18 protein-coding genes are annotated in these 15,860 nt (G+C 68.4%); 12 read left to right on the top strand and 6 right to left on the bottom strand.

Going from position 1 to position 15,860, the window contains the following annotated elements; genetic code table 11:
• The first annotated feature begins 164 nt into the window (after positions 1-164).
• A complete protein-coding gene (locus ACQEVO_RS12280) occupies positions 165-803 on the top strand; it encodes a YdcF family protein (RefSeq protein WP_432912341.1) in 639 nt (212 codons plus the stop codon).
• An 81-nt stretch (positions 804-884) separates the two neighbouring features.
• Here the strand turns inward: ACQEVO_RS12280 and ACQEVO_RS12275 are convergent, their stop codons facing one another.
• The 3 genes from ACQEVO_RS12275 to ACQEVO_RS12265 form a co-directional block, all read right to left on the bottom strand.
• Entirely contained in the window at positions 885-1,910 is a 1,026-nt protein-coding gene (locus tag ACQEVO_RS12275; RefSeq protein ID WP_432912340.1) for an alpha/beta hydrolase, read from the bottom strand.
• A 40-nt stretch (positions 1,911-1,950) separates the two neighbouring features.
• Complete coding sequence (locus ACQEVO_RS12270; protein WP_432912337.1) at positions 1,951-2,964, bottom strand: transcriptional regulator; 1,014 nt, start codon at positions 2,962-2,964, stop codon at positions 1,951-1,953.
• Between the two features lie 148 nt (positions 2,965-3,112).
• Complete coding sequence (locus tag ACQEVO_RS12265; protein ID WP_432912334.1) at positions 3,113-3,988, bottom strand: helix-turn-helix domain-containing protein; 876 nt, start codon at positions 3,986-3,988, stop codon at positions 3,113-3,115.
• A 369-nt stretch (positions 3,989-4,357) separates the two neighbouring features.
• On the opposite strand from ACQEVO_RS12265, the gene ACQEVO_RS12260 reads away from it, so the two are divergent.
• From ACQEVO_RS12260 to ACQEVO_RS12245, 4 genes are all read left to right on the top strand, one after another.
• Positions 4,358-4,645, top strand: coding sequence for a hypothetical protein (locus ACQEVO_RS12260; RefSeq protein WP_432912332.1), 288 nt, complete (start codon positions 4,358-4,360; stop codon positions 4,643-4,645).
• Positions 4,646-4,743: 98 nt separating this feature from the next.
• On the top strand, positions 4,744-5,247 hold the full coding sequence (locus ACQEVO_RS12255) for a DUF2599 domain-containing protein (protein WP_432912330.1): 504 nt from the start codon (positions 4,744-4,746) through the stop codon (positions 5,245-5,247).
• A gap of 20 nt (positions 5,248-5,267) precedes the next feature.
• Positions 5,268-5,927, top strand: coding sequence for an SDR family oxidoreductase (locus ACQEVO_RS12250; protein WP_432912328.1), 660 nt, complete (start codon positions 5,268-5,270; stop codon positions 5,925-5,927).
• A 264-nt stretch (positions 5,928-6,191) separates the two neighbouring features.
• Positions 6,192-6,410 (top strand): hypothetical protein, encoded by a 219-nt coding sequence (locus ACQEVO_RS12245; protein ID WP_432912325.1) that lies wholly within the window; start codon positions 6,192-6,194, stop codon positions 6,408-6,410.
• 104 nt (positions 6,411-6,514) lie between these two features.
• Here the strand turns inward: ACQEVO_RS12245 and ACQEVO_RS12240 are convergent, their stop codons facing one another.
• Positions 6,515-7,402 carry a helix-turn-helix domain-containing protein gene (locus ACQEVO_RS12240; protein ID WP_432912323.1) on the bottom strand — a complete coding sequence of 296 codons (888 nt, stop codon included), beginning with the start codon at positions 7,400-7,402 and terminating at the stop codon, positions 6,515-6,517.
• An 83-nt stretch (positions 7,403-7,485) separates the two neighbouring features.
• Positions 7,486-7,704: a DUF397 domain-containing protein gene (locus ACQEVO_RS12235; protein ID WP_280399108.1), complete on the bottom strand. Its 219-nt coding sequence runs from the start codon at positions 7,702-7,704 to the stop codon at positions 7,486-7,488.
• 347 nt (positions 7,705-8,051) lie between these two features.
• Between ACQEVO_RS12235 and ACQEVO_RS12230 the strand changes: the two genes are divergently transcribed.
• From ACQEVO_RS12230 to ACQEVO_RS12220, 3 genes are all read left to right on the top strand, one after another.
• Positions 8,052-8,849 (top strand): SAM-dependent methyltransferase, encoded by a 798-nt coding sequence (locus ACQEVO_RS12230; RefSeq protein ID WP_432912320.1) that lies wholly within the window; start codon positions 8,052-8,054, stop codon positions 8,847-8,849.
• 226 nt (positions 8,850-9,075) lie between these two features.
• Positions 9,076-9,330 carry a hypothetical protein gene (locus tag ACQEVO_RS12225; protein ID WP_432912317.1) on the top strand — a complete coding sequence of 85 codons (255 nt, stop codon included), beginning with the start codon at positions 9,076-9,078 and terminating at the stop codon, positions 9,328-9,330.
• Positions 9,331-9,450: 120 nt separating this feature from the next.
• The gene (locus tag ACQEVO_RS12220) at positions 9,451-9,885 is read left to right on the top strand and encodes a CBS domain-containing protein (protein ID WP_432912315.1); all 435 of its coding nucleotides are present in this window, start codon (positions 9,451-9,453) and stop codon (positions 9,883-9,885) included.
• Between the two features lie 6 nt (positions 9,886-9,891).
• Here ACQEVO_RS12220 and ACQEVO_RS12215 read toward each other — a convergent pair whose 3' ends face one another.
• Complete coding sequence (locus ACQEVO_RS12215; protein ID WP_432912313.1) at positions 9,892-10,311, bottom strand: pyridoxamine 5'-phosphate oxidase family protein; 420 nt, start codon at positions 10,309-10,311, stop codon at positions 9,892-9,894.
• Positions 10,312-10,468: 157 nt separating this feature from the next.
• Here ACQEVO_RS12215 and ACQEVO_RS12210 point away from each other — a divergent pair, with 157 nt between their 5' ends.
• From ACQEVO_RS12210 to ACQEVO_RS12195, 4 genes are read left to right on the top strand one after another with little or no spacing between them, the layout of a single operon-like run.
• Positions 10,469-11,758, top strand: coding sequence for an aminotransferase class V-fold PLP-dependent enzyme (locus tag ACQEVO_RS12210; RefSeq protein ID WP_432912308.1), 1,290 nt, complete (start codon positions 10,469-10,471; stop codon positions 11,756-11,758).
• A complete protein-coding gene (locus ACQEVO_RS12205; protein ID WP_432912307.1) occupies positions 11,755-13,038 on the top strand; it encodes a heavy-metal-associated domain-containing protein in 1,284 nt (427 codons plus the stop codon). Before ACQEVO_RS12210 ends, ACQEVO_RS12205 begins: the two co-directional genes overlap by 4 nt.
• Entirely contained in the window at positions 13,035-14,537 is a 1,503-nt protein-coding gene (locus tag ACQEVO_RS12200) for an alanine racemase (RefSeq protein WP_432912305.1), read from the top strand. Before ACQEVO_RS12205 ends, ACQEVO_RS12200 begins: the two co-directional genes overlap by 4 nt.
• Positions 14,534-15,850, top strand: a complete 1,317-nt coding sequence (locus ACQEVO_RS12195; RefSeq protein WP_432912303.1) for a pyridoxal-phosphate dependent enzyme — start codon at positions 14,534-14,536, stop codon at positions 15,848-15,850. The genes ACQEVO_RS12200 and ACQEVO_RS12195 overlap by 4 nt, the downstream gene beginning before the upstream one ends.
• Positions 15,851-15,860 lie beyond the last annotated feature (10 nt).

Below are 15,860 nucleotides of genomic sequence, written 5' to 3'. Positions count from 1 at the left end.
CTCACCCTGTTTACCGCCGGTTGCGCGCACCAACGAATTGCGCCGGTTTCCGTGGATTATCCAGCAGTACAGCTGATCACGAATCGATCACGACTTTTCGTCGGAATATGTAGGAGCCGTATTCGAAACCGGCCGACCCCGGCCCCGTCCCCGCGGAGAACCCGATGCCCGACTCCCGTACCGGCCGCCTGCGTACCTCCGGACGTCACCGCCGCCGCCGTCGCCGGCCGCTACGCACGGGACTCACCACCGCGCTCACCGCCGCCGCGGTCACCGCCGGCCTGTGCGGAACCGCCGCTGCCGCACCGCCGCTCCCCGGCCAGGTATCGGCCGGTCTCATAGATCTGCTGGGTGGCCCGCTGACCCGGGTACACGGGCCCGGCACCGCGATCGTGATCCTCGGCTACGGTCTGCTTCCGGACGGCTCCATGCGTCCCGAGCTGGTCGATCGGCTCCGCGCCGGATATCTGCAGGCACTGCTCGCGCCGCAATCGCCGGTGATCGTCACCGGCGGCAATCCGCGCAACGGGGTCACCGAATCGGCCGCGATGGCGGATTGGCTGATCCGCAACGGGCTCCCGGCCCATCGGATCCATCAGGAGCCCGGCGCCACCACCACTGTGCAGAACGCCGAACGCAGCGCACCGCTCATCCACGCGCTCGGTGCCCGCGACGCCGTCGTGGTGACCTCGGAGAACCATATCGGCCGGGCGGTGGAGAGTTTCACCGCCGCCGGAATTCCGGTGACGTCGACACTCACGCCGCGGCAGATCCCGGATTTCGTAGCCGTGTTCGGGCCGTAACGGGCAGCGGCCGCGGGGAATACGCGCGACTGCCGTTTTCCGGGCCGCCGCGTCGGCGCGCGGGAATTGTTCGCCGAACGTTCAGGGCCGGCTGGTTATTTCCAGTGCCCGGGCGAGAGTCGGCCAGCTGCGGTGTAATTGGACCTCGAAATCGGGCCAGGAATGCATTCCCTCGGGCAGGAAATCGACTTCCGCCGGAATTTCCAATTCGTGCAGCCTGGTGGCCAGCCGTTCGGTACACAACTTCGCGCCTTGTTCCAGGAGTGAGCCGCCGCCCATCAGCACCGCCAGGATCTCGGGACTGTCGCCGATCGACATCAACGCGGCGCCGCTGGGCGCTCCGTTGGCGACCGAGAGGTAGATTTCGGTGCCGCGCAACTTCTCCGCGCCGAGCAGACTGTCGTGCGCGAGCCATTCCGGTGACGCCGGCGGGCCGAACAGGTTTTCCGGATTGCCGCCGCGCGAGGCCACCGTCATCACCGTGACCGCCCGGCCGAGCTGGTCGGCGGTGGAATAACAGCCGCTCATCCCGGCCACTCCGCGATAGAAACCCGGATGCCGCTGGGTCAGCATCATCGCCGCCTGCGCCCCCATCGAGACCCCGGCGATCGCGCGCACGCCGGTCGACTCCAGATATTTCTCCACGATCGGCGGAAGCTCCTCGGTGAGAAAGGTTTCCCACCGGTTGAGGCCGAGCGCGGCATCGACCCGGACCCAGTCGGCGTACATACTGGCCGTTCCCCCGGTGGTGAGCACGACATCGACCGGTTTGTCCGCGAAGAATTCCGCGGCCCCGCCCTTTGTCAGCCAGCCCGAAGTGGGACCACCGTCCACCCCGTCCAGCAGATAGAGCGTCGGCCGCGGCGCCGGGCCGGTGCCGATCAGTGTGTCCACCGCGATTTCGCGGCCCATCGCCACCGAGCGGATGTGCAAACGGATCCGCCGATCGCTCAGCACCTCGACCCGTAGCAGTTGGGGAGCGGACTGCTGGGTTTCGCCGGTCGCCGGCCCGGGCGGCGCTGCGGGTGGAACACCACCCGCGGGAGAAGCGGTGACAGCGACACCCATCACTGCCAGTGCGGCCAGAACCGTCAACCGGGATCTCATCTCACACCTCGCCATACCCGTTGCCACTCGTATCCGCCGGTCACGCCGCCCCCGGTTTGCCCCGCCGGGCGAGTGGCCGGGCGGTCGCCCGCGGCAGCCGGCGCAGGCGTATCGCGTCGACCACGACGGCGTCGGGCTCCAGCGCCGAGCCCTCGTCGATGCGGTACAGACCGGGCGGCCGGCCGCTGTCACGCAGGCGATCCAGCACGTCATGGGTGCGTCCGGCCAGTTCCGGTATCTGCTCCGTGGGGCCGGCGGCGACAGTCGCGATCGGTGCGACCTCCGCGGCCTCGGCCACCATCTGCAGAACTTCGGCGCTCATCAGCCCGGCCGCCGCACGCACGGGACCGGTGCCGTGCGCCGATTCGAGCGGGATCAGCACCGTGCCGCCGTCGGCGTTCAGCAGCGAGAGCGACCGGGACCCGAGTGCGGGCCCGAGTGCGGCCTGCACGCGCCGGAGTTTGCGGCGGGCCGCCGAGAGCGCGTCCGGGCCCGCGCCGCGTTCTTCGGCGTTGGGCGGGATCGCCAGTGCCACCACTTGGTAGGCGGCCGCGATTCGCAGCCCCGACCGTCTGGCCAGCGCGCTCACTCCGTGCCCGCTCAGCAGCGCCGCCACCATCGTCTGCGCCGCGGTTTGATGTTCGCGGGCGACGATCCGGTGTTCGTCGAGGTAGGCGGTGGCCGCCGCGGTGGTCACCACCTCGACGACGCGCACCAGCAGCCGTGCGGCATCGGCCATCGCCTCCGCCTGCGCCGCCGCGGCGGCCACCCGTGTGGCGAGGAATTCGAAACCGCCGCGGGCGCTGTCGTGGCAGGCCGTGAGTACCGTTTCCAGCGCCACACCCTCGCGCGCCCACCGGGCCGCCGCGGCGATGATCGCCGCCGGCGCCGCGGCCGGCCGGGGACCGAGATCCTGCGCGGCGGCCGCCAGGCAGTGCCGGACGGTGGTGACCATATCGGCCGCGTGGGAGTCCGGGTCCGAGTCCCGGAAATACGCGACGAGTTCGGCTTCCAGATCTGCGCTTCCGGAGCCGGCTGCCTTACTGCCCACCATAACTACTGGACAGTAACCTCGAGTTCGGGCCAGTTGGACCCTTCAACCACTAGTCCGGAGACTTCATCAGCGGACCCCGGACGGATTGGGTTCGGTCACAACCGGATAACGAGATACCCAACGGAGCCCTGCGGCGGGCGAACCGCAATCAGTGGCCGCCGCGTCCCGGCTCGCGCCGCTGCGGCTGGTCCAGGGTCCGAGGCTCCCGCCGCCGAAGTGCCGCCAGCAGGCCCGGGGTGTGCTCAGGTGGTGCCGCATGCACCGACAGGAGGTTGGCGACAGACCGGTAGGCGTCCAGGTCCGCCTGCTTGTCCAGGTACAGGGCGCCGGTCAGCTGCTGCAGATAGACGATATCGGGCAGATCGGCCTCCGCGAACCGCAGATAGGTGAAGGCGCCGTCGGCCAGTGCGGGCCCGCCGACATGATCGGCCAGCACCTGCACCGTCACATGCGGCTGGCGCGCCGCCGCCAGCAGCTGATCGATCTGGGCCGACCAGATCTGCGATCCGCCGATCCGGCGGGTCAGCGCCGCCTCCTCGACGATCAGCCAGAGATGCGGGGGGTGCGCCCGGTTCAGGATGTGCTGGCGACGGATCCGCAGGGCCACGCGGCGTTCGATGGCCTCGGCCGATTCCGCGGGATGCGCGAGAGTGAGCAATGCCCGGGCGTAGTCGGGGGTTTGGAGCAGTTCGGGTACCGCACGGGGCTCGTAACAGCGGATCACCTGTGCGGCCTGTTCGAGACCGAGGTACATATCGAACCATTTCGGGAGCCAGTCGTTGTCCCGATGCCACCAGCCCGATGTATTGGCCTGCCGGGCCAGCTCCTGGAAGGCGGCGAGTTCTTCGCCGTCGCTGACTCCGTAGAGCTCGAGGAGGTCCACCAGGTCGCGTTCGCGAATACTGGTCCGCCCGAGCTCGAGCCGGCTGATCTTGGAATCCGAGCCACGGATATGGTCGCCGGCCTGTTCCCTGGACAAACCCTTCGCTTCGCGTAACCGCCGTAACCGCCCCCCGAGCACCATACGCAGTACCGTGGGGCCTCCCTCCGCGGCGGCTCGCGCCGTGGACCCCGATCCGGTCGAGGCAGCCGTCTCCAACGCCGGTCTCATCCCAGAAGCACCCATTATTCGAGTTTCGCATGGGAGCGGTACGGGAGACCAAACGAAACACTCGCCGGGTGAAGGACATTCGCGTATCTGCCCAGTTCAGCGGCCGCACCTCGACGACAGCCGTGTCGCGCGGTGCACACCGCGGGCCGGCCGGCAGCCACATCCGCGCGCTCCGGGAAACTTCGTGACCCAGCCCGAGCCGATCTACCACATGCTGTGAATCGCCCAGAGCGAATTCCGGAACATGTTCTCACCCATGGTGCGGACTTAGAGTTACACACAATGGCGTCGATGCAGACGCTGCCCGGAAGGAGGCGCGACAACGTGGACGCCACGACCTCGGCCACGGCCGAACGCGACAACAGCACCCGCGACAACCTCACCCGCCGGGTCACGGTGTACTTCGACGGGCCGGTCCCCGGCAACGCCCTCGTCCTGGAGTACGCGGCAACCAATACCGAAGCCTGGGAGTTCACCTCCGCGGCGGTCCATGCCGGCCTCACGGTCACCGTGGACAGCAAGATCCGGCCCGGCCTGCGCCGGCTGCCGTGCCACACCCTGTGGCGCTGACGCGGCGTCCGCACCGACCTGCGCACAACTCCGGCAATGCCCTCTAAGCTCGGAACAACCGGCGCGACGAACCGCCGGACCCGACCGCAGGAGCGCCGATGCCGACCCACCTCGCCACCCGTGTGGCCGGTGCGTGCCTCCTCGCCGCCGCCCTGACCACCGCCTGCACGGACTCCGATCCGCATCCGCCGGCGGCAGCCGCCACGACGACCCCCGCCGCGAACCGGTCCACCGGCACGTCTCCCGCAGCTACCGGCACCTACACCTCGACCCCGGTCGTCGATCCCTATGCGGGGACACCGTTGGTCGACCGGGTGGAATGGACGGCCACTGTCGACGGTCCACGCCTCATGGTTTATCCGACCCGAGCCGGCCGTGACACCACCTTTCCGGGCGCCGACCTGCGTGCCTGGCAGGAGGTCCGGGGTTTCGACCCCGCGGCGGACACACCCGGGATGTGGGATCAGTTCCGCTGCCACTGGCAATGGGCCCGGCTGATCGCACCCGAGAAACCCAGCTGGAACCTGGAACCCTGGCGGCCGCCGGTGGGTTACGACGCGACCGTCGATGCCGCCTGCAACCCCGGCGGCCCCGAACGCTGAGAACAGGAGAGGAGCCCGGTATGCGCATCGTCATCGCCGGCGGACACGGCAAGATCGCACTACTGCTCGCCGAACAACTCACCGGCCGCGGGCACAGCGCGATCGCGCTGATCCGCAATTCCGCGCACGCGCCCGAGGTGTACGCCACCGGCGCGGAAGCGGTGGTCCTGGATCTCGAACGAGCAGTGGTGACCGATCTGGCCGCCACCGTCCAGGGCGCGGATGCGGTGGTTTTCGCCGCCGGCGCCGGTCCGGGCAGTGGCGCAGCCCGCAAGTACACCGTGGACCGTGACGGTTCGGTACTGCTCGCCGAAGCCGCCGAACGTGTGGGAACCCGGCGTTTCCTGCAGATCTCGGCGATGGGCACCGGACTGCCCCCGGCACCGGGCACCGACGAGGTCTGGGCCGCCTATATCGACGCGAAAACCCAAGCGGAGGACGATCTGCGCAGCCGGGACCTGGACTGGACCGTGTTGCGCCCGGGACGGCTCACCGATGCCCCCGGCACCGGGACGGTCACCCTCGCACCGCCACGACTGGAACGAGGAGAGATTCCCCGCGCGGATGTCGCTGCGGTGATCGTCGCCCTGCTCGATGCCGGCCATACGGCCGGTCGCACACTGGAACTCGTCTCGGGAACCACCCCTGTCGAACGGGCCGTCGCCGCCCTGGCGGACTGACAAGATCATCCGAAAACCGTTCGGACACAAAGAATCGATCGTGCAGATGTACTTGCATTTGAAAGCACTCCCGACCTAGACTCATCCCACACCGCTATACAGGGGAAAACAAGGGGAGGCCGCGTGAGTGAGCCGACGACAACATTCGCCAGTGGTTTACCGCCACAGCTGCGGGACAGTTCAGCGGATCCGCACCGATTCGGTAGAAGTAGCACGGGCCGAATGGATCCCGCCCCGATCGGCACACCGGCGAACGGTTTTGATATGAATACATTCGGCGTCCGCTCCGGCACCGATTCCTCCCGGGAATCCGCCGTCGAGTTCGTCATCGACGCAATCGAATCCACCGGCGCAGCGACACGTGACGATTTCGATATCGATCAGATCGTCACCACAGTCCACGCACTCGCCGACGACTGGGATTTCCGCACCCTGCAACCGGATACGTTCTGGCGGGTCGCGTCGACATTCATCAGGGCCTGACCGGCCGATACCGCAGGGCACCACGGCCCGCGAACCCCTCCCGTCTCGGCGGCTCGGCGCCGGGACGGTTCACGAAATATTCGCGACCGCCGAAACCGCCTGTGCTACAGGCCTTTCGTATAATCGGCGATGATCGCCCGCGATTTCTCCGGAGTAGCGGCCTGGACACTCAACCGGTCCATCACCGACAGGTACAACGCCAGGTCTTCGCGCCGGTCCAGATACAGCGCACTCGTCAACTGCTCCAGATAGACGATATCCGGCAGATCGGACTCGGCGAATCGGAGAATGGTGAACGAGCTTCCCGCCGCCGGGTGCTCCCCCGCGGAGAACGGGACGACCTGAATGGTCACATTCGGTAACCGGGTCAGATGCAGCAGGTGTTCCATCTGCGCGCGATGCACTTCGGCACCGCCCACCGGGCGATGCAGCGCGGCCTCGTCGATCACCGCCCAGATCACCGGCGGATTGTCGCGATGCAGAATCTCCTGCCGGCGCTGCCGGAAGGCCACGCGGCGGTCGGTATCGGAATCCTCGTAGCCGAGGGTCACCACCGCCCGCGCGTAATCCGGGGTCTGCAAAAGCCCGGGAACGAGATGCGATTCGTAGGTACGAATTTTGCTCGCCGCCTGCTCCAGCCCCAGATACTGACCGAACCAGGACGGCAGCAGATCGCCGTAGCGATGCCACCATCCCGGTTCGTTGGCTTTGCGTGCGAGAACGAGGAAACTCTCCCGTTCCTCGGCATCGGTCACGCCGTAGAGCGTCAGCAGATCGCGGATATCCCGCTCTTTGAAAGAGGTCCGGCCCAGCTCGAGCCGGCTGATCTTGGCATGCGAGCCGCGAATCGCCTCACCCGCGGCCTCGCGGGTGATCTTCTTGCTCTCGCGCAATTTTCGTAATTGGCCGCCCAGAGCGATACGTAGAACCGTGGGGCCACGGTCCGCCTCGACGGGTTGCGTGCCGCCACTGTTCCCGGGCTCTGCGATCATGGAGTCGTCTCCGCTTTCGGGTTAACCCACGGTGCGCCACAGTGCAATCCGCGGCGCACCACGCCGACGGCCCATGCTACCTCTCAGACGGCCAGATCGTCGAACTCTCCGGCTTTCGCGCCCTGCAGGAAGGCTTCGATCTCCGGGCGGGTATAGAAGAGCACACCACCGTCGGGGAATCGCGAATTACGGACGGCGACCAGGTTACCGGCCGCTTCGGCGAACTCGACGCAGTTCCCGCTCGGGTTGCTGAAGGTGCTCTTCCGCCAAGCTCCGATCACCTGATTGGTTACTTCCGACATAGGACCCACTCCTTGCTCATGGTTGCTGACACCACTTGTCGCATACCGCCGGTCCTTACAGATGCACTCGCAGGTGTTCTTGCATCTGCACCGACATCAGGACGATAGCACGAAGTTCGCCGAAGCGCGTCCACAGCTGCCCGTACCCCAATTCCGCCCTCACCGACAGCGGCAGGCGGGACGGCGATGCCGGGGAAGCGCGCACGCGGGCCGGCCCGCGCGTCGGCCGGGCCGGGACCGGCGAGTCTTGTACTCTCGCAGGTGAACGTCGGTTCCACCCGCCCTCGGGAGTCGGCCGCGGCGCAGTTTCCGGCTGCTTCCGACCCCGCGCCGCCGAGGAGCCCGCCATGTCCGATGATCGCCATCGCGCCATCCGAACCGATATCCCGCATTCGTCCCGTATCTGGAACTACTGGCTGGGCGGCAACGACCACTACGAAGCCGACAGGATCGCGGGCGACGCCGGGATCGCCATCTACCCCGGGATCACCACGCTGGCGAGCGCGTCCCGGCAGTTCCTCGTTCGTGCCGTGCGATTCCTGGCCGCCGACAGGGGAATTCGGCAATTCCTCGATATCGGCCCCGGCCTGCCCACCATGCAGAACACCCATGAAGTCGCGCAGCGTACGGCACCGGATTCGAAGATCGTCTACGTCGACAACGACCCGATGGTCCTGGCCCACGCCCGCACACTGCTCACCGGCACCACCGACGAAGGTGTCACCACCTACCTCGATACCGATTACCACCACCCCGAACTGATCGTCGCCGACGCCCGCCACATCCTGAACTTCACCCGGCCGCTGGCGGTGCTGTTCATGGGCGTGCTCGGCCACACCACCAGCACCGAGGAGATGCGGCATATCGTGCGCACGGTGCTCGGCGCGGTCCCGGCGGACAGCTACCTGGTCCTGTGGGACGGCACGGACGACGATGGCGACTACATGCGGCTCTGCCGCGAATACACCGATACCGCCGGCGAGCCCTACCTACCACGGGCGCGGGCCGAGATCCGCTCCGCCTTCGACGGTTTGGACATGGTGGACCCCGGATTCGTCCCGATAAACCAGTGGAAGCCCGGACATCCCGGCACCGGCGAGAGCGCACCGGTCCCTGCGTACGGTGGTGTCGCACGCAAGCCGTAGCCGGGGCCGCGGCGGTGCTCCTGATCCGCGAGAACCGCACGGCCACTGCGCCGGTCGCGAATCGGGGACCGAAATGATTTTTCGTCTGTTGTTTGCAGATGTACTTGCATTTGTAAGCTACGGCGGCCTAGACTCGGTCCACCGAAGAGGGGCGATACCCAGCCTTCCCAGTCGATTCCGGACCGGCCCGTCGTCCCCCGCACCATCGCACGTGAGGGGCAACCGAATGACCCAGCCATTCCGAAGTCCCCACCGGAACGCCGTCGGAAGCGTCCCCGGCTCCCCCACCCTGGGGCACCACGCCGAGCCCGTACGCCATCTCGCGGCGCCCGAGGCCGGCACCGATTGCAACGCGGAGCCACCGGTGCTCACCTACCGGCAGGCGCGCGCAATCCTGAGGGTCCACGATGTCCACGGTCCACAGTGCCGGCAATGGCTGGCCGCCGCCGCGTACCTGTCGGCGGGTCTCGACGACGAATAGTCGTCCTACCTGCCGGTGGTTGTCCGAGCCGATACCCCGGCGACCTGTCGATGCCGTTTCGTGCTGGTATTCGGCAGACCACCGCGAGATTCTGAAATCCCGCGCTCAGGGATGGTGACCATGCGTATCGCCGAAATTCTCCACACCAAGGGCAGCGCCGTCGCGACCGTCCGGCCCGAAACCGATATCCGCGCGTTGCTCGCCCTACTGGCCGACCAGAACATCGGTGCCGCCGTCGTTTCGCCGGACGGAAGCCGGATCACCGGCATCGTCTCCGAACGCGATATCGTCCGCGGCCTGCACCGGTACGGCGCCGAACTGCTGGACCAACCCGTCGCCCGGATCATGACCACCGAGGTCCGGACCTGCTCCCCCGGCGACCGGGTCGACGGGCTGCGCGGCATCATGACCGACCACCGGGTCCGCCACCTGCCCGTGGTCGACAACGGCCGGCTGGCCGGTATCGTCAGCATCGGTGACGTGGTCAAAAGCGCCCTCTCGGAACTCACCACCGAGCGCGAACAGCTGGTGGGGTACCTGCAGGGCGGGTACTGAACCCGGTCAGCCCAGATCCGCGGACAGCCAGCGCTCCGGCCGCATCCGGACCATGATGTGCTCGCCGAGTTCCGCGGCCGCATAGGCGAGGTAGCCCTCCACCTGTTCCGGCGGCAGATAACGCTCGACCATTTCCCGGTGCCGGGCGTCGGGCACCGCTTCGACCCCGGTGACCGGGCCTTCCACGCTCACATAACGAACCGTCGGCTGCACCCGCTGCACCATCAGGCTGAACCGGCCGGCGGCTCGGATCCGCCGCATCTTCTCCGATTCCGGCCCGGTGAGCAGCCACAACTCGCCGCCCGGGTGGTATTGATACCAGATCGGCACCGTCAGCGGACCACGCTCCGGGCCCGCGGACACCGACAGCGCACCGATATGCGGTTCGGCCAGAAACGACTGACGTTCTTCGGGAGTCAGAGGCATGGGCGCACGGTAACGCGCGCCACCGACAGATCCGGGGAGCTGCCGCGCGTGTCCGAGAGCCTGTCCAAAACGGTTGCGCACCAAGCGCACTGGGCGAGGCTCGCGGTGATGGGTATCGTGGTTCGCAGTCCGGCGAACGGCGGAAGGAGCGACCACGATGCGATCCGCGCCGGCCCGTCGAGGTTCACCGGCTCCGCCCACCGGGGCCGACATACCCGCCGGCGAGCTGTTTTCACCGCGGGTGCGGCAGGACTTTCCCGCGCTGGCCACCGCCGCGGAGGTCTACCTCGACAGCGCCGCGACCACACAGAAGCCGCGGGCTGTTGTCGAGACGGTCCGGGAGTACCACGCATCGGCCACCGCCAACGCCGCCCGCGGAACCTATCCCTGGGCGACCGCGCTCACCCAGCGGATCGCCGGGGTCCGCGCGCATACCGCACGTTTCGTCGGCGCCGGGGACCCCCGCGATATCGTTTTCACCAGCGGCGCGACCGCCGCCTTGAACGCCGTCGCACTCAGCTGGGGTCTCACCGCGCTGCGCGACGGCGACCAAATCCTCTACAGCCCGCGCGATCACGCCGCCAATGTCCACCCCTGGTATCTGCTGCGGGATACGCTCGCCCGGTTCGGCCGGCGCATCGAGCTCGTGCCGTACCGGGTGACGCCGTCCGGCCACGCCGACACCGCCGATATCGCCGCGAAGCTCGGCCCGCGCACCAGGCTGCTGACCGTCACCCACCTGCACCACGTCTTCGGCAGCCTGACCACCCTGGCCGGCCTCCGCGACCGGCTGCCCGAGCGCGTACTGCTGTGCTACGACTGCAGCCAGAGCGGCGGTCACGTCCCGGTCGATGTCACCGCGCTCGGGGCCGATTTCGCGGTGTTCGCGGCACACAAGATGTTCGCCGCACCCGGTGTCGGCGTGCTGTACTGCCACCCCCGGGTGCATACCGACCTCCGTCCGTTCCTACCGGGCGGGGCAACCGACGCACACCTCGGCCCCGAAGGGTTCGATAACGGCCGGATGCCCGGACTGCTCGAGGGTGGTACGCCGAACATCCCGGGCATCCTGTCGCTCGGCGCAGCGCTCGAGGTGCTCGAGTCGTACGGGATGGCCGCGATCGCCCGGCACAACGCGATACTGACCAGTCGGCTGCTCGCCGGGCTCCGCGGGATCCCGGGGGTGGATTTCCTACCCGGTCCCGCGTACGGCGGTGAGGACCGCGGGCACGGTATCGTCTCGTTCACTCTCGACGGGATCTCGGCGGCCGATCTGGGCTTCGTCCTCGCCGAATACGGCTTCTTGGTGCGCACCGGTACGCACTGTGTACCGGGTGGGGCAGGCGAAGCCGAGTCGGTGCGGGTCAGCACCCATATCTACACCGGCCTCGACGATATCGACCGCTTCACCGATCGCGTCCGCGCCCTGGCCGAGGAGTTCGTATGACCACCGAGACCGGTATTTCCACCGACCGCACGCCTGCGACCCGATATCACCGGCGGACGGCCTCGCGAATCCTGGCCGACCTCGCCCGGCCGGGGTTGTTCGGTACGGCCGCGGCGCGTCCGGTCCGGCGGTTCGAATACACGGCGACCGAGCTGAGCCCCGAACCGGGTAGCCATCTCACCTTTTCGCAGCGGCTGTACCTCGAGCGGTTCATGCGCCCGTGCCGGGCCGACGAGGTCACCTCCGCCACCCACCGGATGACCTGGACCGATAGCGCGGGAATCCCCAATACCGGGTTCTACCGGGCCGACGGCCTCGGCCCGCTGGTCCCGATCGCGACCCGGGAGGCCGTCCTGCTGCTGTGGGAGCAGATCGACGCCGAATCCGCGCTGGCCGATCGGATCACGGACCTGACGGTGGACGCGCGGGAGGTACTGGAGGCGACGACGACCGACCACGAGCCGCTCGATATCTTCCGGGTGGGCATCGAATCCGCGGGCCGGGCGCTGGCCCAGCACGCGCTGCTGGCGGGCCGCACCCCGTATCGGTCCGCGGCCGAATTCGCCCGCGCACTCCGCGATTCCGGGATCTTCACCGCTGTCGCGACCCGCTGGTTCTGGGAACTGCAGACCTCGACCTATCGGCGCGGCATGATCCCGGTGACGCTGCGGGTCACCGAGGACGGCGCCCTCCGCTACCCCGCCGGCACTCTCGCGACCCTGCGCGCCATGAAGGATGCCACCATCTCCGACGCGCACCGGGTGATGCACCGGGCGACCACCGAGGAAGGTTTGTCCGTGCCCGCGGCCATCGCCCGCTATCACGACGATCTGGACCTCATCTCCCGCCAGTACGCGCTACTCCCCTCAGCCGAACACCCGACGTGCCTGGCGGCCGTCACCCACCGCGCCGACGACGAGAACTACAGCCTGCTGCCCGTCGTCGTGCGGCGTTTCGTAGACGCGTTCGCCGAACTCGCGAGCCGCTGCGAACCCGTGGCGGTTCCCCGGCCCGACGCACCGGACGACCGGCCCGTGGCCGCGGCCGACCGGGAGTTCTCGGTACCCGATATGACCTGCAAACACTGTGTCCGGACCATCGGCGGGGTGCTGGAAAGCATGGATATCCCGGTCGTCGAGATCGACCTGGACACCAAACGGGTGGTTGCCGAATTCCGCAGCCCGCGCAACCGCGCCCGGGCGTTCGAAGCGCTCCGCGACGGCGGTTACAACCCGGTGAGCCGGGCCGCCGATATCGCGCCGGCACCCCGGCCGCGATGACCGCGCAATCCCATCCGGCCGCATCCGCCGCGTGGACAGCGGGCAGTCCTGCCGAGACCCCCGGGCTACCGGCGCTCTGGGATCCGCTCGTCCGCGAGTTCCTGGCCGAGCGGGAGTTACTCGATCAAGTGGTGGAGCGGTTCGCGACGCCCGTGCACCTGATCTTCCCGCAGGTGTTCGAACGCAACCTCGGCCGTCTCACCGGTGTCCTCGACGCATCCGGGGTCCCATATCGCATCTGCTACGCCCACAAGGTCAACCGCTCCGCCGCGTTCGTCCGGACCGCCGCGGCCCGCGGAATATCGGTGGACGTGGCCTCGCCCGGCGAACTGGAATCGGCCCGCCGCGCCGGTTTCGGACCGGAGCGCATCGAGGTCACCGGGCCGAAGGGCGAACGCTTCCTGCGTGAGCTGGTGGGCACGGGTGTCACGGTCAGTATCGACAATCAATGGGAGCTGGAAACGCTGGCCCGGCTGGCGGCGCCCGCGGCGCCGGTGCCGGTCCTGCTGCGGATCAGCGGATTCCCCGGTTCCCAGGTCAGCCGGTTCGGGATCCCGGTGGATCAGGTGGAGCACGCGTTCGCGGTGCTCGCCGGCCATCGGGATCGGCTGATCTTCCGCGGTCCGGCTTTTCATCTCGACACCGGTGATATCGCGGAACGAATCCGGGCGGCCGAAACCTGTTTCGCGCTGCTCGAACGCGCTTACGACCGGGATCTGCTCCCCGCGGTCCTGAATATCGGCGGCGGGCTGCGGCAGGTGTTCACGGCCGATGCCGGCCGGTTCGACGACTATGTGCATCGGCTGCGCGAGGGCTTGGCCGGGCGCGGGCCGCGGATGAGCTGGGGCACCAATACGTTCGGGTATCAGGTGGACGGCGCCGCGGTGCGTGGCATCCCGGTGTTCCACAAGTACGCCAATACGGTGGCCGCCGAGACGATGCTGGCCGAGCTACTGGCCGCTCCGCTCGACGGGCACGGTGGGCGCGGTCTGGCTCGTGTCGCCGCCGACAATCTGCTCGAGCTCTGGCTGGAACCGGGTAAGGCGCTCACCGATCACGCCGGGATCACGCTGGCGCGGGTGGAATTCGTGAAAACGGCCGCCGACGGCAGTGTGCTCGTCCACCTGGACCTCAGCCGCGATACCGTGACCCCCGCGGACCAGGAGGTGATGGCCGACCCGCTGCTGCTCGCGGGTTCCCTGCCCGCCCCGCCGGACGACCCGGTGCCGGTGTTCCTGGCCGGGCGGCTCTGCCTGGAACGCGACCTCGTCGCTGCCCATACGGTGTGGCTGCCGTGGCGGCCCCGGCCCGGCGACCTGATCGTATTCCCGAATACCGCCGGCTATCACATGGATCTGTCGGCCGCGCCGGCCGCCATGCACACACCGGCGCAGAAGGTGGCGATCGACGTCCGGGACGGGCGTTTCCGCGCCACCCCCGACGCCGGCTACCGCCCGGCCACCCCCGATACCGGATCAGCATCCCCCGAGGTTCCGTGACGATCTACCAGCACATCACCGAACTGATCGGTGACACTCCCCTGCTCCGTCTCGACCCGGCCGTCCACAGGCTGGACGGCGTCGAGCTGTACGCGAAACTGGAATCACACAACCCGTTCGGTTCGGTCAAGGACCGGGTCGCCTGGGCCATGCTGAGCGACGAAATCGATACGGTGCGCGCCGAGGGACGGACCCTGATCGAGGCGTCCAGCGGGAACACCGCCAAGGCGCTGCGCATCCTCGGGGCGGTACACGGGATCGGGCTGCGGGCCATGACCAACCGGATCAAGGTCGGCGAGGTACGGGATCTGCTCCGGTTGCTCGGCACCGATATCGTCGAGCTGCCCGGGTTGTCCGAATGCCCCGATCCCACCACGCCCAACGATGTGTACTCCGCGATCGAGCGCGCCATGACCGCCGAACCGGAGCGGTTCCGGCATCTGTCGCAATACACGAGCGAACGTAATATCGCCGCCCATCACGACGGGACCGGCCGGGAAATACACGAGGATCTCGCCGCCGCGGGGATCGACCGCGTCGACTACCTCTTCGGCGGGCTGGGGACCACCGGGTCGAGCCGGGGCGCGGGCAGCTATCTGCGGAAATACCATCCGGGCCTGCGTACGGTGGCGGTGGTATCCGACCGCGGGGATTTCATCCCCGGGATTCGCTCGGAACGGGAGATGTGGGAGGTCGGGTTGTTCCAGCCCGATTTCTACGACGAGATCGTCACCGTGGAATCCCGGCCCGCGATCGACGCCACGCTGGAGCTCGCCACCGGCTACGGGATTCTCGCCGGTCCCACCAGCGGCGCTGCCTACGCGGCGGCCCGGGAGGTGCTCGCCCGGCCCGGCCGCGCCGGGGCCCCGGTGGTCGGGGTGGTCATCGTCTGCGACCGGCTCGAGCCGTACCTGTCGTATATCGCCCAGCGGCGCCCGGATCTGTTCGGGCGCGAGAGCACCCGGCCGGCGCCCGGACCGGCGGAGATCGCCGCGGTCGCGGTGCTCGGCCCGGCCGAGCTCGCCGACCTCATCCGCAGCCGGCGCCCTGTCGTCGTCGATACGCGCGGGGCGATGGCGTACCGGATCGCCCATATCCCCGGCGCGATCAATATCCCCGACGACCGGCTGACCGACCTGTTCACCCACGGCACCCCGTTCTCCCGGGCGCACCCGGTGGTTTTCACCTGCCCCACCGGCGATATCTCCCGGCAGTTCGCAGCCACCGCACAGCAGACCGGGCATACCGCGTACAGCCTCGACGGCGGAATCGCGGGCTGGCGCGCGGCCGGGCTCGAGCTGGAACGGGGATAACCGGCCGCGG

Origin of the sequence: Nocardia sp. CA-290969 (assembly GCF_050936135.1) — a bacterium.
In the GTDB taxonomy this organism is placed as follows: Bacteria; Actinomycetota; Actinomycetes; order Mycobacteriales; family Mycobacteriaceae; genus Nocardia.
This window is presented reverse-complemented; position numbering and strand designations above follow the sequence as displayed.

What these genes read in the sequence shown, in the direction of transcription:
- ACQEVO_RS12275 (WP_432912340.1), bottom strand. Translation starts at nt 1,910, where the DNA reads ATGAGATCCCGGTTGACGGTTCTGGCCGCACTGGCAGTGATGGGTGTC.
- ACQEVO_RS12245 (WP_432912325.1), top strand. Translation starts at nt 6,192, where the DNA reads ATGAATACATTCGGCGTCCGCTCCGGCACCGATTCCTCCCGGGAATCC.
- ACQEVO_RS12255 (WP_432912330.1), top strand. Translation starts at nt 4,744, where the DNA reads ATGCCGACCCACCTCGCCACCCGTGTGGCCGGTGCGTGCCTCCTCGCC.
- ACQEVO_RS12225 (WP_432912317.1), top strand. Translation starts at nt 9,076, where the DNA reads ATGACCCAGCCATTCCGAAGTCCCCACCGGAACGCCGTCGGAAGCGTC.
- ACQEVO_RS12230 (WP_432912320.1), top strand. Translation starts at nt 8,052, where the DNA reads ATGTCCGATGATCGCCATCGCGCCATCCGAACCGATATCCCGCATTCG.
- ACQEVO_RS12215 (WP_432912313.1), bottom strand. Translation starts at nt 10,311, where the DNA reads ATGCCTCTGACTCCCGAAGAACGTCAGTCGTTTCTGGCCGAACCGCAT.
- ACQEVO_RS12220 (WP_432912315.1), top strand. Translation starts at nt 9,451, where the DNA reads ATGCGTATCGCCGAAATTCTCCACACCAAGGGCAGCGCCGTCGCGACC.
- ACQEVO_RS12260 (WP_432912332.1), top strand. Translation starts at nt 4,358, where the DNA reads ATGGCGTCGATGCAGACGCTGCCCGGAAGGAGGCGCGACAACGTGGAC.
- ACQEVO_RS12205 (WP_432912307.1), top strand. Translation starts at nt 11,755, where the DNA reads ATGACCACCGAGACCGGTATTTCCACCGACCGCACGCCTGCGACCCGA.
- ACQEVO_RS12265 (WP_432912334.1), bottom strand. Translation starts at nt 3,988, where the DNA reads ATGGTGCTCGGGGGGCGGTTACGGCGGTTACGCGAAGCGAAGGGTTTG.
- ACQEVO_RS12200 (WP_432912305.1), top strand. Translation starts at nt 13,035, where the DNA reads ATGACCGCGCAATCCCATCCGGCCGCATCCGCCGCGTGGACAGCGGGC.
- ACQEVO_RS12210 (WP_432912308.1), top strand. Translation starts at nt 10,469, where the DNA reads ATGCGATCCGCGCCGGCCCGTCGAGGTTCACCGGCTCCGCCCACCGGG.
- ACQEVO_RS12235 (WP_280399108.1), bottom strand. Translation starts at nt 7,704, where the DNA reads ATGTCGGAAGTAACCAATCAGGTGATCGGAGCTTGGCGGAAGAGCACC.
- ACQEVO_RS12240 (WP_432912323.1), bottom strand. Translation starts at nt 7,402, where the DNA reads ATGATCGCAGAGCCCGGGAACAGTGGCGGCACGCAACCCGTCGAGGCG.
- ACQEVO_RS12270 (WP_432912337.1), bottom strand. Translation starts at nt 2,964, where the DNA reads ATGGTGGGCAGTAAGGCAGCCGGCTCCGGAAGCGCAGATCTGGAAGCC.
- ACQEVO_RS12280 (WP_432912341.1), top strand. Translation starts at nt 165, where the DNA reads ATGCCCGACTCCCGTACCGGCCGCCTGCGTACCTCCGGACGTCACCGC.
- ACQEVO_RS12250 (WP_432912328.1), top strand. Translation starts at nt 5,268, where the DNA reads ATGCGCATCGTCATCGCCGGCGGACACGGCAAGATCGCACTACTGCTC.